Genomic DNA, 13,599 nt, shown 5'->3' on the forward strand with positions numbered 1-13,599 from the left:
TACAAATGGGAATCGATATTCAAATGCTCACCACGCCCGTATTCGCACTCTGGCTACCCTTTGTCAGGATCCTGTCGTTTTTGCATTTTTGCCCGGTTATCCAACATCAGGCGTTTACCCGCAAAGCGAAAATTGGCAGCGCATTACTGCTGGCCGTGCTGATAACCCCAATGCTCAGTCAGCCTGTCATTCTCGGTGAGTTACTGTCGATAAACTCACTCTTACTGACTGGTGAACAACTTCTGTGGGGCTGGTTATTTGGTTCAATGTTGCAATTGGTTTTTGCCGCATTGCAGGCCGCCGGTCAAATTTTATCGATGAATATGGGCTTAGGTATGGCGGTGATGAACGATCCCACCAGTGGTGCCTCAACTACCGTGATTTCGCAGATCATTTTTGTCTTCAGCGCACTGCTCTTTTTTACGCTTGATGGGCATTTACTGTTTATCACCATCCTATACAAAAGCTTCAGTAGCTGGCCGATGGGGGAAGCTATCAATGAATTCTCACTGCGCTCACTGGCGTTGAGCCTGGGCTGGATTATGTCATCCGCCACACTGCTGGCACTGCCGACCACCTTTATCATGCTGATCGTTCAAGGATCTTTTGGCTTGCTGAACCGTATTTCCCCTACCTTGAACCTTTTCTCACTGGGCTTCCCGATAGGCATGCTGTTCGGCTTGCTGTGCCTATTGTTATTGGCAATCAATGTTCCCGATCATTATCTCAATTTGACCAACGAGATCCTGAGCCAACTTGAACGGATGAAGGTGCACTGATGTCATCCAGCAGTGGAGAAAAAAGTGAACAGCCAACCAGCGGCAAGCTGACTAAAGCCAGAAAGAAAGGCGATATACCACGTTCGAAAGATGTCACTATGGCCGCAGGATTAGTGACCTCGTTAGTCACGCTGACACTGTTTCTTCCCTATTACAAGGAGTTGATTCGCGAGTCATTTTTAACGGTTGGCCGTATGGCGGGCAAGATAGATGACCCCGCCGCACTGGAACAGTTGCTGCTGACTAATCTGTTTATCTTTTTCAAATTTTTGCTCACTCTGGCCCCTATCCCGTTGGCCAGTATATTGGCAACGCTCATTCCCGGTGGCTGGAATTTCACCCCGGTAAAACTGATACCTGACTTTAAAAAACTCAGTCCGTTGGCAGGTATCAAGAAAATATTCTCTGCCAGTAATGGCACAGAAGTACTGAAGATGCTGGCTAAATGCAGCATCGTGCTTTACACCCTATACCTGATGGTCAACAGCTCACTGGCAGATTTGTTGCGTTTGCAAGCATTGCCCTTACAGCAAGCCATTACCGAAGGGTTCACCCTATATCACAGTATCTTGGTATATTTCATTACTATTATTGTCGTATTTGCCGCAATTGATATTCCACTGAGTCAATATCTCTTCACCAAGAAAATGAAAATGACCAAACAGGAGGTCAAACAAGAACATAAAAGTAATGATGGTAATCCAGAAATTAAAGCCAGAGTTCGCCAGTTACAACGCCAGTTTGCCATGGGGCAAATTAATAAAACCGTACCTGATGCTGACGTTATTATTACTAACCCAACGCATTTTTCAGTGGCATTGAAATACGCCCCAGAGAAGGCCAGCGCACCTTATATTGTGGCAAAGGGGAAAGATGATATTGCCTTGTATATTCGGCATGTGGCTAAGAAACACAATATTGAAATTGTTGAGCTTCCTCCTTTAGCTCGTGCTATTTACCATACCACCAAGGTCAACCAACAAGTCCCAGCCCAGCTATATCGAGCCATCGCTCAGGTACTGACCTATGTCGGACAGGTCAAGTCCTGGCGCTCCGGGTTGGCAAATAAACCGGTATTAAATACCCACCTTGGTATTCCCAAAGAGATGCAGAAATTCCATGATGAAAAATAAACTTAATTATTTTGCCAATGTATTTAGAGAGACGCACGTCACTGTGCCAATATTAATTCTTTGCGTACTGGCAATGATTATATTACCGCTATCGCCTATCGTATTGGATATTTTATTTACTTTTAATATTGTGCTGTCAGTGTTGGTGCTATTAGTCAGTGTAAACAGTAAACGCCCACTGGATTTTGCAATATTTCCCACCGTATTGCTGATTGCCACTTTAATGCGCTTAACCTTGAATGTGGCATCAACCCGAGTGGTGTTACTCAATGGACATGAGGGGGTCGGTGCAGCCGGTAAAGTCATTGAAGCTTTTGGTCAGGTGGTAATCGGCGGCAACTTTGTGGTTGGCTTTGTGGTGTTTATCATTCTGATGATCATTAACTTTGTCGTCGTAACCAAAGGCGCTGAACGAATTTCTGAAGTATCCGCACGCTTTACCTTAGATGCGCTGCCGGGTAAGCAAATGGCTATTGATGCTGACCTTAACGCCGGGCTAATCAATCAGGAACAGGCACGCCTACGCCGTAAAGAAGTCGCCAGCGAAGCTGATTTTTACGGCGCAATGGATGGTGCATCCAAATTTGTTCGTGGTGATGCTATCGCCGGTATTATGATTCTGGTGATCAATGTTATCGGTGGTATCTGTATCGGTATCTTTAAATACGATCTCAGTGCCAGCCAGTCGTTCCAACAATATGTTTTGCTGACCATCGGTGACGGCTTGGTGGCGCAAATTCCCTCATTGTTGTTGGCAACCGCGGCGGCGATTATTGTTACCCGAGTGAGCGATGGCGGAGACATGACTGATGAAATCAAAGATCAGTTACTGGCAAAACCGACCATCTTATATGCCGCAGCATTCGTGATGTTCATACTCGCCATCGTGCCGGGGATGCCCCATCTTGCCTTTCTCAGCTTTACCGGATTACTCCTGTTCGCCGCTTGGCAGCAAAGTAAAAAAATTCAGCAAGCAGATGCTGAACCCGATCTTACGGCCCTCAACCTGAACCTCTCTGAAGATAATACGCTGAACCTCAATTGGGACAGCATTCCTGTAATAGAACCTATTGGCCTGAATCTGGGGTATAAACTGGTCACTCTGGTTGATGAAGCCAAAGGGCGGCCACTGATCCAACGCTTGCGTGGTGTGCGGCAGATCATCTCCGAAACCTGCGGAGTGCTGTTACCTGAAGTCAAAGTACGAGAAAACTTCCGCTTAAAGCCCTCTCAGTACACCATCAATGTTAATGGCGTCAAAGTGGCGGATGGCGAAGTCTATATTGATAAGCTGATGGCTATTCCCACCGCAGAACAATACGGAGAAGTCGATGGCGTGTTGGCAATCGATCCGACTTATGGACTGGCCGTTGTGTGGGTAGAACCGCAGAATAAACCGATCGCATTAAACTTCGGCTATCAGCTGGTTGATTGTGCCAGTGTTGTGGCTACCCATGTGAATAAAGTGGTGCGGGACCATTTATCCGAGTTATTTAATTATGATGATATTACTCAATTACACCAGCGACTTGAATCACTGTCACCACGTCTGGCAGAAGATCTGGCTGCCACATTGAATTTTAGCCAATTGTTGAAAGTGTATCGTCAGTTATTAACCGAAAATGTCTCGTTGAAAGATATTGTCACCATTGCCACCACCTTGGTAGAAAGTGCTAATGTGACCAAAGACTCACTGTTATTAACCTCAGATGTGCGCTACGCATTAAGGGCGGGGATCGTCAATGGCATCAATGGTGACGATAAGAATTTGGCGGTTTATACCATTAATAATAAATTAGAGAATATATTACTGAGCTCACTAAATCAGGCGCAGCAAGCAGGGAAAGTCATATTGGATAATTTCCCAGTCGATCCAAATATTCTAAGTCAGTTACAACAAAATATGCCGATCATTAAAGAACAGATGAAAGCAGAAAATCATCAACCTATCCTATTGGTGACACCACAGTTACGGCCATTGGTGGCCCGTTATGCACGCTTATTCTGTAATGGATTAAATGTGTTGTCTTATAATGAAGTACCCGATGATATGGCATTGAATGTGATAGGCACCTTAGAGTAAAAGATTATTAAACTTTTTCATATAACCAAAGTAATTGGCGCTATAGCCAGGCAGTAAGCCCCTACTGCGCCAATTACGCAGGATATAATTAGTTATCCATAAAAGTTTGTTGCCACTCGATAATGGTTTTTGGTCTTTTATCTTTATCTTCAGGCACATTAGTAAAATAGTGAACCCGCAGAGTACCGTTCTTCTCTGGCGCGACATAGGCAGCCCATATCAGGCCGGTACGGCTATACATAATTATTGACGCCCGTTTATTTGCGGCACCTCGTACCCAAGTAGATAATACTTTTGCCCCTCGGGTATCGAGATCATGGCTATAAATATAGACATTGGCTGAAGCAACAAATTGAGCATAGTGATCACCGACTAGCCCACGGAAAGATTGATCAACAGCAGCATCACTAAAGATACCGATCGAGAGTAAAGTGGGGGCTTCGCGCGGATCCTTTTCTGCCCGAACGTACTGCCCGTCAATAAAGACATCTTTTGGCATCGAAATACGACAACCCCAACTGCCATTACTGTGCACCTGAAAAGAGCCATCTTTTATCGGGATCAACAGTAATCGGCAACTCGCTGTATTTTCAATGAGATCGACGACAGCCAACCCTTCAACTTTACGCGCCTCTGCCCTGAACTTACCGGTATTCTCACCCGACCAGGCGCGGCTATCAATACTGAACCCCCACTCGGCAACCTGGTTGATTTTAATAATCCCCCCGCGATCATTGCCTTTGGTGATATTCCACCATTGCCCATTCCAATCAAAATTTTTATCAATATCAGACATAGAAGCGATGCCCTGAAAATAAGCACGCTGGATACAGCTATCACTGGTACAACTGTTGAGGGCTTTCTCCCATGTTTGTCGCTGCTGATACACTGTTTCTGTATCATATTTAACCAACATGTCTTGGTAAATATCACTAAATGTCTGATCCAGCCAGTGTAAATCCTCATTACTGCATACTGTGTATTCAACCGGTGTTGCTGCCCGTTGGCAGTTAATGGCAAAAGATGACGATGAAATAATCATCGCCAATAAAAATAAAAAGCCACGAAAATGAGCAATTTTCATTATTTAACCTGATAAAAGCATGGATTTTTTATTATTGCAAACTAATAATAAGGTAGATTACTATATCGTTTCATCACTAAATCGGTAATAGAAAACCACCAGATATCGCTGATTATCAATGATATCCGATGGTTGTTCTCTACTATTATTACGACAATAGTTCTTATTTCTTAAATTAAATCAAATTTTAACTAATAATTAACAGTTTGCATATTATCCGATAAATTAAAAACAGAGACGGCTTTAGCCAGTTGACGAGCCTGTTCTTCTAACGAGGCGGCAGCGGCGGCGGCCTCTTGTACCAAGGATGCATTTTGCTGCGTGACACCATCCATCTCTGCTACAGCCTGACCAATTTGGCTTATCCCACGACTTTGTTCATCCGAAGCGGCAGCGATCTCTCCCATAATATCAGTCACATTAGTCACTGCCTGAACGATACTGTTCATTGTTTCCCCTGCTTCTGAGACTTGCCGTGAACCGATATTAACGCGGGATACTGATTCACTGATCAGCCCTTCGATTTCTTTAGCTGCTTGCGCACTACGTGCCGCCAAATTACGCACTTCGCTGGCCACTACGGCAAAACCACGCCCTTGTTCACCGGCACGCGCCGCTTCAACCGCCGCATTCAGCGCCAAAATATTCGTCTGGAAAGCGATACTGTTTATCACACCGATAATATCCGCAATACGGCGTGAACTTTCCGTAATATTGCTCATAGTAGCTACTACATCATTAATAATACGCCCACCATTTTGTGCGATTTCCGATGCATTTTCAGCCAATTTGCTGGCCTGATGAGCATTTTCAGCATTTTGTTTCACCGTTGCATTTAGCTGCTCCATACTGGCTGCCGTTTCTTCCAGTGCCGCTGCTTGCTGTTCGGTACGTGAAGAAAGATCGGCATTTCCTGCTGCAATTTCACCTGCTCCGGTATAAATCGCATCAGTACTATTGCGAATAGTTGATACTGTATTCACCAGACTATTTTGCATTTCACGTAAATAAGGAATCAACTGCCCAATACAGTTACGGCTAAATTCGGCCATTGGCTGGCCCAATTGCCCTTCAGCTAAACGTTTAAAATGCGCTTTAATTAAATTCAGTGGACGCACCAGGAAGTTAACCAGATAACAGTCAGTCAGGAACAGAATAATAATGCCCGCAATTAATGCCGCCAGTAGCGCCCGCTGACACCATGTGACTAATGATGTAACTCGCAAACTGGCAGCCTCGGTTACTTTATCTACAGCCGAATTATACTTCTCTACTGCGGCACCAAACTCGCGGCTGAGTGGTGGATAGTCGTTATTAAACGAACGTTGGAAATCTTCATAGCGGTTTTCGCTGACCGCCTTAAACATCGGATCGATCCCTTTACTTAATAATATCGACCAACTTTGAATAGTTTTATCTGTCAGTGACGGCTCTACGGCTTCATGGGTTTGTAGCTTAAATTTAGCCAAAGCCTCTTGGGTATTTTTAAGCGCTACACCTGCAGAGGCCAATTCACGATCGGCCTCTGCCGTTACGCCATTTTGCCGATAAGCCGCCGCACGGATTAAACGAGTAACCACGCGAAAATACTGGTCATTACCTTGGTTAACGATATTAACGCTTTTCTGTTGGTTAGAACTTACCTGTAAAGAATATGTTAATTGGTTAAGTGAAAATAATGTAAAAGCCGAAACCCCACCCCAGAGTAACAAAAATACAACAAGAATAGATAATAACGCCATCCTGATGGTGATATGTTTTAAAAAATTCACGGGAATACCCTTTTATTTTATTTTTTAGTTTATTTCCTTGATATTTCAAGGTGTTTATCGCTGATAACCCCGTAGGTAAAAAGGTTAATTACCAGAATTAATCACTAAAGTAACATAAAATCAATACAAAAGATCAAGGCAACCGATCAACATTAAATAGCCTATTGATTTAATCTATTAAAATGTAAATAACATTCGCTTATTTTAATCATGGAATGATTAAAAACTCTCAACTATCGCCCTTAGTAAGGTATTTGTTTTGAATATAAATACAGCACTATTTTACCTATTAACTATTGGGACTATAAGTCAATCAATTAATATACTTACAGAGAGACCATTACCTTACCCTGCCATAACAGAATTAAATACCTTATTAAAGAAGATTAGTCGCAATAAATATAATAATAACAAAAATTCAGTTATAACCATCAGGTGTGATATGTAGTGGAATTTAACTATTTATATACTCTGATTATTTTTCCGTATTTTAAACAAGGGAATAGGGTGGGGGAATAACCATTTTATTCATTGAACTATTGCCAAATATTTATCACCACACCCGCTAGCCCCATACCGTGATACTTTCTCTCGCAGGATAAAAATCGTACACCAACGATGCGTCACAAAATGAGGATATTGCGGTTAGATTATTACCATGCGGGTAACTTGTAAGCACTCCTGGTTTCTTCGGCTCATCATTACGCTGATGGGGCCGCGTGAGTATGGCCTCTTCAATACGATCCTTAGAGCCAACTCAAGTGTTATTCAACGCAGCGCCTCAAGATTGTCGCACAAGGATTGAGGGGTTGCTTTTGGTAACCTCAGAACACCTCAGTTCTTCCGGTGCAACGGAAGGTTAAGTTAACCTGATATGCATCAGCACCCGTTTCCCCATCCTCACAGACAACACGTTGTAGCCATTAAAACCAACGGCCTGCCCCAGCCAAAATTATTTATTGCGACCGATATTCGATATTTTCCGAGGCTAATACTTCAGTCCAGGGAACATCAGACAATTGAGACAATAGGCCCATGACCATCACGGCCTATCATCGATTAAAGATATTATATGGCTAAAACCTTTACAGTTTTTTCACTATTCTTCTATATTTACGACTTTACTTACCACAACAAATATTATATTTAATAAATTAAGATAAAAAAATATTAAAAATCACTAAAAACACAGAAGAACATTAATAAAATCATGGTTTTTCCATGCAATGCAAATAAAATAAAAATAAGAATGGATAATGAAAAATAATAAATAATAGTATAATCAAACTAAATACCTACTTGTTAAACACAATTACATCATGCAAGAATACGCCGGAAAGTTATTAAAAAGGTTGGAATGAAAAGATCTTAATAGTCTTGTCACTATTATTCATGACAGGTAACTTTCTTATAATACAGACGATATCAAAGAGAAATACTTCCTCAGTTTAAATAGAAGTGACTAAGAGCAAGACAAGCCCTTAAATGCTCAAAGAAGAAATATAACCAAAGTTATTGGCGCTGCAGGTAGATAACAAGCAGCAGCCTCGCAGGAACGAGCCCCACGAATGGGCCGAATCACGAGCGCAGCTAACACCTCTGCAATTTCAAAAACAAAGGGTATATACACCTTATATAGGATAGGTAGCCGTCAAGATGGAGACAAATGAGATTGTGTTTAAATTAGAAGGAACAGTGCTATTTTCTCCCGCACAACGTTGTTTAAATGGCCCTGATGGTTCGGTGGTAATATTAACTGAGAATAACCTTAGATTCTTACAACTACTGCTTAATGGCGTGACTGAAAAAGAACAAATTATCAATCAGGTATTGCGGGAACAGCGTGGTGCCGTTAGTGAAAGTAGTTATTATGGGCAACTCTATATGTTGCGCAAAGCATTCCTTCAGGTTGGACTGAAAGAATCCCTTATTCATACCATTCCGCGCAAAGGGGTGCGCTATACCGGTTCAGTCAGTCAGATAGCCGCCTCTCAGGAGCCTGAAAAGCTGCAATGCAGCGACAGCTCGGCCGTCACGATACCCGATAAAGCTCAAATTATAGGAGCAACCCTGCCTCTCAGGCATGTAGTGATATCGGAACCTCAGCCATTAGCCAAACAAAGTTTTTTACAAAGTGACCGTTGGAAGAAATTGATTTCTCTATTGGCATTTTTCTCTTTCTGCTGGCTCTCATTTCTCTCAGTTCTGGTCATTATTATCTTATTAAATGGGGATAATTCTCAGATTTAATACTAAAAATAAGATAAGTGTAATTTTAAAAGACTAAATAATGGTGAAAAAAGGATTTCCCGCTCAAGAAAATGTTTAATGGCTACCACTACGAACGAGGTGATAGTTAATAACTAAATTCGTAAAGTGGAAACATGAAGACTTAATATCTTAAGCAAAACGGGAAATACTCCCAATAACCATTTAACAAGGCACTCCTACTATGATGAATACCATGACTAAAGGCTATGTTACTGCGCAACTTAAAACTCAAGAATTTCTGAAAGATAATCGTGGCTCAGTTATTGAGTACGTTATGGTCATTGCATTAGCTGGTCTACTTATTGCTGCCGTTCAATCGCCATTAAATACACTGGTAACTGAGCTGGTTGCTGCGGCCAAGAAATCTGTAACTGGGAAGTAAAGTTTAACTACACAATATGGCAACTTGAGGTTGCCATATTGTGTACATTATATTTTAGGAAAAAAATTGGATATTATTACAATAACGCTAACTATATTGTTACTATTTCAATTGCTTTTAGTGTGTTATAGCGATATCCGTCACCGGATCATCAGCAATATAATCATTGTTACTATTACACTCAATACCCTAGGCTTTGGATTTTCTATAAACAACACGATTAATCTTGTCATTCCACTAGTTACGTTATTCATAGGCTATATTATATTTAGGTTTAAACTTATGGGGGGCGGTGATGTAAAACTAATTACAGTATTATTGTTTGCACTAACCACAGCACAATCACTGGATTTTATTATCTATACCGCAATTATGGGGGGGGTAGTGATGATCGCTGGTCTATTAGTTAATAAGAAAGATATTCAACAGAGAGGGGTTCCCTATGCTGTCGCAATCTCCCTGGGCTTTTTATTAGCAATATTCATTTAAATAGAAAAAATCACCTCCTGAGTAATAATAGAAAGGTTATTATAATGAATCGTAAGTTTATTTTATTATTTTCACTTTTGATTGTTGCAATAGGCATTGCCGGCATTCTAATGAATTTCGAAGATGATGTAAATATACCCTATGATTACGTCGATCTGAGAAAAGAAAAGGAAGTTAGCATCGTCCTGGCACAATCAACACATGATCTCTCTTCAGGTATTCTACTGGCTAAAAATGATTACGCACTAAAAACGATTACTGTGCCAGAAACAAGTCAGTTACTAAAAAGTGATATATCAAACAGTACAAATATCAACGGCCATTTATTGAAAACCAACCTTCTGGCGGGTTCTTATATCACAACACAGGTCCTAGTTTCACCTGATAGCAATGAATTCAATCACCTAAACTTACAACAAGGTGAAATAATTTATAAATTCGATGTAAAACAACAAGATGATTATTTACTGGATACCTTACATGTTGGAGATGTACTCGCATTGCAATTGAGAACACTTGAGACAGATAAAAAGAAAGGATTAGAGAATGGTATCACAATTAACACAAGAGACTTAAATGATAGGAAAATTCAGCTTTATTCATTAAATAAAATAATACCCACCATGAAGGTAATAAGAATAAAAAAGTATTCAACAGATGAGTTATCAGAAATAAATGACAAAAACCAGAAGACTGATGTGTTATTAACTGGTTATATAGCGGTTGTAATAAAAATAGAAGAAATCGATATCATACGCATAGCAGAAAAATCAGGTGACATATTCCTGATACCGAGTACCAAAGACGTAAATAACCAAACAATTAATTTGCATGACATTATACCAAAATTACGTACAACAAGAGAGCTAAGAGGATGAGGATACCCAATCCAGGATACATCAGCTTAAATAGGCTATTTTTTTTACTTGCCATTACAATGGTACAAATAGCAGTTAATAACGCCTATGCCAAACCTGTATATTTATCTATGGGTGAGTCTTATATTATAAAAACACAGGAAGAAATTGATACTGTATTTACCTCTGCCGCAGCCATTGCCGATTATGAGTTGGTTGGTAAAAATAGTATTATTGTCTATGCAAAACAAGAAGGAACCGCAGAGTTTATCTTATTTAACAAAAATAGCCATCCAATGATAAAAACAGCCATCTTGGTTAACAATATCATTAATGCCATATATAAAAGAATAAAGATTGAATATCCTGATAGCAAAATAGAAATAAATAAAATAGGTGATAGTTATATCCTAACTGGCCAGGCAGAATCAGAAGAGGCGAAAGATACCATCGTCAGTATGGTTGGTGAAGCGATAAACCACAAAAAAGAAAAAACTCATGAAGACCAATATATTAACGACCATAACTACTTAGGAGTGATTAATAAGATAAAATTACCTCGTCCTAATCAAGTCAATGTAAAATTAACCATAGCAGAAGTCACCAAAGATTTTAGTGAGAATATCGGCGTAGATTGGAGCACCATAGGAGAGTCTGTTGGCTCCTTCCAATTTTTAAAATTCAACGCAACAGGAATTAGCACATTAGTTCATGCTATTAATGATGATTCTATTGCCAGAATTTTGGCGGAACCTAATCTATCGGTATTATCCGGTGAAAGCGCCTCATTTTTAGTTGGTGGCGAGATACCTCTATATAATACAACTCAGAATAGTACTGTGATTAAATATAAACCCTATGGAATTAAATTGAGTATTTCTGCCAAAGTGAATAAAAACAATCAAATCCGCATTAAGGTGGATGAAGAAGTCAGTAACGTAGGCAAGAGATTTAATGTTGAAGGGGGAAGTGCTTACCCTACACTGGAAACACGTAAGGCAGCGACCACATTAGAATTAGCTGATGGTGAAAGCTTTATTCTCGGTGGTTTGATCACTAAAACTGAGAGAGAGTCACTTAAAAAGATCCCATTTATTGGTGATATTCCTATTTTAGGGGCCTTTTTTCGTAATGCACAGACTGAAAATAAACAGACCGAACTGGTGGTGGTTGCAACCGTTAGTCTGGTGAGGCCGCTTGCCGGAAAAGAAGTTGAATTACCGGATTTTATGCACACGTCAACACTAGAACGTTTTTTTAACTTTACTCATATTATGGAAGTAAAAAGAAAGAAACTCGCTAAGGATTTTTTACGGAAAGGAGGTTTCATAAAATGAAGTTATTAATATTGGGCGGAATTATCTTTTACCCCTGCCTTTCATATACAGTATTAACTATTGAACCAGATAAGAATGATCGCGCATTCTCTTTGACTAAAATAGAGATACCTGCAAAAAAAGTATCATCTGAATGCAAATCAGATAGCGCTAAAGAGAGGCATTGCCGATATCAACTCAATGATTATCGCACAAAGAAAGATAGCGAAATAGGATGTGCGACAAATAAAAATGAAATACATTCAAAATATAACAATCTAAGTAATGACTTTATCGGTGATGTATGCAATTAATTCTTAATAAAGATTTAATCAACAAAAAAGACAATAAAACAAAAAGAACTATTTCAATTATTTCCAACAGAAAATGGCTGTCGGAAGATGCATCAGAGAAAGTGCGTCTCGCCGGAATTAATGATTTAAAAGAAATTAATAAAGATATTTTTACGATGCCAACAATAAATTTACCTGATCAAACTATCGGTGTCATTATTGACATTGTACATAATGATGACATTGTGAAAATTTTAAACTTAATAAAAAGCCATGTACCCCGTGATTGCTGGTGTATCCTGGTCGGTGATATTGATTCAATTAGTATTGCTCAACAATTTATTGAACGTGGAATATTATATTTAAATATACAGTCACAGTTGCCTGAACTAACGCAGCATTTGCTCAAGGGTATTAATATAGAATCAGAAAGAAAAGCCTTTTTTATTAGCATCCTGGGCTGTAAAGGGGGGATAGGAACCACCCTGCTTAGCTACCATTTAGCCAATACAGTAAATCATATAAAGCAATTACCCACTTTATTATTACAAGGTAACCAAGGATCTCAGGATCTTGACCTTGTTACCGAAAAAAAAATGGTTTCTGAGATAACAGAACACAAAAAAAACCTTTTTATTATGTTCTGCCGAGGAAAAAAAATAAATGACATAGATGGAAAAACAAATAGCAATCACAACTTTATTGTATTTGATCAGCCAATTCACAATGCAGTGAAAGAGAGTCTTACTGATTATATTGAATATTCTAATTGTATTATTATATTACTAGATAATAGTATGGTGTCAGTTCGTGTTGCCAAAGAATTCATTGACATATATGACCGTTTTAAACGAGATAACCGACAGGCAACACGACTATTAGTTTGCTTAAATGAAAGCAGACCTATAACAAGAGAGATGCTAGATACTTCAGATATACCCTCATTACTAGGGCGTAAGATTGATATATGCATTCCTTATATGTATAAAACAAAAGAGTCGTTAAGTGACCAAAATTATTTTGGTCGAAAGAAAGACATAATAACTAAATTAGCTAAATATACCTTGGGTATAAGTATTGAGTCATCAGCCAATAGAAAATCATGGATCAATAAAATCATAAAATAAAAAACAAGGTAAA

Annotated in this window: 12 protein-coding genes; 10 read left to right on the forward strand and 2 right to left on the reverse strand. The window is 39.6% G+C overall.

The features are described 5' to 3' along the window. Positions 1 to 5 precede the first annotated feature (5 nt). Genes AEP37_RS06245 through AEP37_RS06255 form a run of 3 tightly spaced genes read left to right on the forward strand, consistent with a single transcriptional unit; the run spans position 6 to position 3,995 of the window. Positions 6 to 779: a flagellar biosynthetic protein FliR gene (locus AEP37_RS06245; RefSeq protein ID WP_049611472.1), complete on the forward strand. Its 774-nt coding sequence runs from the start codon at positions 6 to 8 to the stop codon at positions 777 to 779. Next, positions 779 to 1,912, forward strand: coding sequence for a flagellar biosynthesis protein FlhB (gene flhB, locus AEP37_RS06250; protein ID WP_049611475.1), 1,134 nt, complete (start codon positions 779 to 781; stop codon positions 1,910 to 1,912). The genes AEP37_RS06245 and flhB overlap by 1 nt, the downstream gene beginning before the upstream one ends. Beyond that, positions 1,902 to 3,995 (forward strand): flagellar biosynthesis protein FlhA, encoded by a 2,094-nt coding sequence (locus AEP37_RS06255; protein WP_408068322.1) that lies wholly within the window; start codon positions 1,902 to 1,904, stop codon positions 3,993 to 3,995. The genes flhB and AEP37_RS06255 overlap by 11 nt, the downstream gene beginning before the upstream one ends. Positions 3,996 to 4,083: 88 nt before the next feature. On the opposite strand, the gene AEP37_RS06260 is transcribed toward AEP37_RS06255, so the two are convergent. Then, positions 4,084 to 5,079, reverse strand: a complete 996-nt coding sequence (locus AEP37_RS06260) for a lysozyme inhibitor LprI family protein (RefSeq protein ID WP_049611480.1) — start codon at positions 5,077 to 5,079, stop codon at positions 4,084 to 4,086. Positions 5,080 to 5,270: 191 nt separating this feature from the next. Further along, positions 5,271 to 6,851 carry a methyl-accepting chemotaxis protein gene (locus AEP37_RS06265; RefSeq protein ID WP_049611482.1) on the reverse strand — a complete coding sequence of 527 codons (1,581 nt, stop codon included), beginning with the start codon at positions 6,849 to 6,851 and terminating at the stop codon, positions 5,271 to 5,273. A 1,656-nt stretch (positions 6,852 to 8,507) separates the two neighbouring features. Between AEP37_RS06265 and AEP37_RS06270 the strand changes: the two genes are divergently transcribed. From AEP37_RS06270 to AEP37_RS06300, 7 genes are all read left to right on the forward strand, one after another. Then, complete coding sequence (locus AEP37_RS06270; RefSeq protein WP_049611484.1) at positions 8,508 to 9,101, forward strand: winged helix-turn-helix domain-containing protein; 594 nt, start codon at positions 8,508 to 8,510, stop codon at positions 9,099 to 9,101. A 202-nt stretch (positions 9,102 to 9,303) separates the two neighbouring features. Further along, the gene (locus AEP37_RS06275; protein WP_049611487.1) at positions 9,304 to 9,504 is read left to right on the forward strand and encodes a hypothetical protein; all 201 of its coding nucleotides are present in this window, start codon (positions 9,304 to 9,306) and stop codon (positions 9,502 to 9,504) included. Positions 9,505 to 9,570: 66 nt separating this feature from the next. Further along, positions 9,571 to 9,993: an A24 family peptidase gene (locus AEP37_RS06280; RefSeq protein WP_049611490.1), complete on the forward strand. Its 423-nt coding sequence runs from the start codon at positions 9,571 to 9,573 to the stop codon at positions 9,991 to 9,993. Positions 9,994 to 10,037: 44 nt separating this feature from the next. After that, positions 10,038 to 10,871 carry a hypothetical protein gene (locus AEP37_RS06285; protein ID WP_049611492.1) on the forward strand — a complete coding sequence of 278 codons (834 nt, stop codon included), beginning with the start codon at positions 10,038 to 10,040 and terminating at the stop codon, positions 10,869 to 10,871. Beyond that, on the forward strand, positions 10,868 to 12,187 hold the full coding sequence (locus AEP37_RS06290) for a type II and III secretion system protein family protein (RefSeq protein ID WP_049611494.1): 1,320 nt from the start codon (positions 10,868 to 10,870) through the stop codon (positions 12,185 to 12,187). The genes AEP37_RS06285 and AEP37_RS06290 overlap by 4 nt, the downstream gene beginning before the upstream one ends. Beyond that, complete coding sequence (locus tag AEP37_RS06295) at positions 12,184 to 12,480, forward strand: hypothetical protein (RefSeq protein ID WP_049611496.1); 297 nt, start codon at positions 12,184 to 12,186, stop codon at positions 12,478 to 12,480. The genes AEP37_RS06290 and AEP37_RS06295 overlap by 4 nt, the downstream gene beginning before the upstream one ends. Continuing rightward, positions 12,471 to 13,586 carry a pilus assembly protein CpaE gene (locus AEP37_RS06300; RefSeq protein WP_049611498.1) on the forward strand — a complete coding sequence of 372 codons (1,116 nt, stop codon included), beginning with the start codon at positions 12,471 to 12,473 and terminating at the stop codon, positions 13,584 to 13,586. Before AEP37_RS06295 ends, AEP37_RS06300 begins: the two co-directional genes overlap by 10 nt. Positions 13,587 to 13,599 lie beyond the last annotated feature (13 nt).

This window comes from Yersinia pekkanenii (genome assembly GCF_001152565.1).
GTDB classification, from domain to species: domain Bacteria; phylum Pseudomonadota; class Gammaproteobacteria; order Enterobacterales; family Enterobacteriaceae; genus Yersinia; species Yersinia pekkanenii.

Coding starts and splice junctions, on each gene's coding strand:
- AEP37_RS06245 (WP_049611472.1), top strand. CDS start 6: ATGGGAATCGATATTCAAATGCTCACCACGCCCGTATTCGCACTCTGG.
- flhB (WP_049611475.1), top strand. CDS start 779: ATGTCATCCAGCAGTGGAGAAAAAAGTGAACAGCCAACCAGCGGCAAG.
- AEP37_RS06255 (WP_408068322.1), top strand. CDS start 1,902: ATGAAAAATAAACTTAATTATTTTGCCAATGTATTTAGAGAGACGCAC.
- AEP37_RS06260 (WP_049611480.1), bottom strand. CDS start 5,079: ATGAAAATTGCTCATTTTCGTGGCTTTTTATTTTTATTGGCGATGATT.
- AEP37_RS06270 (WP_049611484.1), top strand. CDS start 8,508: ATGGAGACAAATGAGATTGTGTTTAAATTAGAAGGAACAGTGCTATTT.
- AEP37_RS06275 (WP_049611487.1), top strand. CDS start 9,304: ATGATGAATACCATGACTAAAGGCTATGTTACTGCGCAACTTAAAACT.
- AEP37_RS06285 (WP_049611492.1), top strand. CDS start 10,038: ATGAATCGTAAGTTTATTTTATTATTTTCACTTTTGATTGTTGCAATA.
- AEP37_RS06290 (WP_049611494.1), top strand. CDS start 10,868: ATGAGGATACCCAATCCAGGATACATCAGCTTAAATAGGCTATTTTTT.
- AEP37_RS06295 (WP_049611496.1), top strand. CDS start 12,184: ATGAAGTTATTAATATTGGGCGGAATTATCTTTTACCCCTGCCTTTCA.
- AEP37_RS06300 (WP_049611498.1), top strand. CDS start 12,471: ATGCAATTAATTCTTAATAAAGATTTAATCAACAAAAAAGACAATAAA.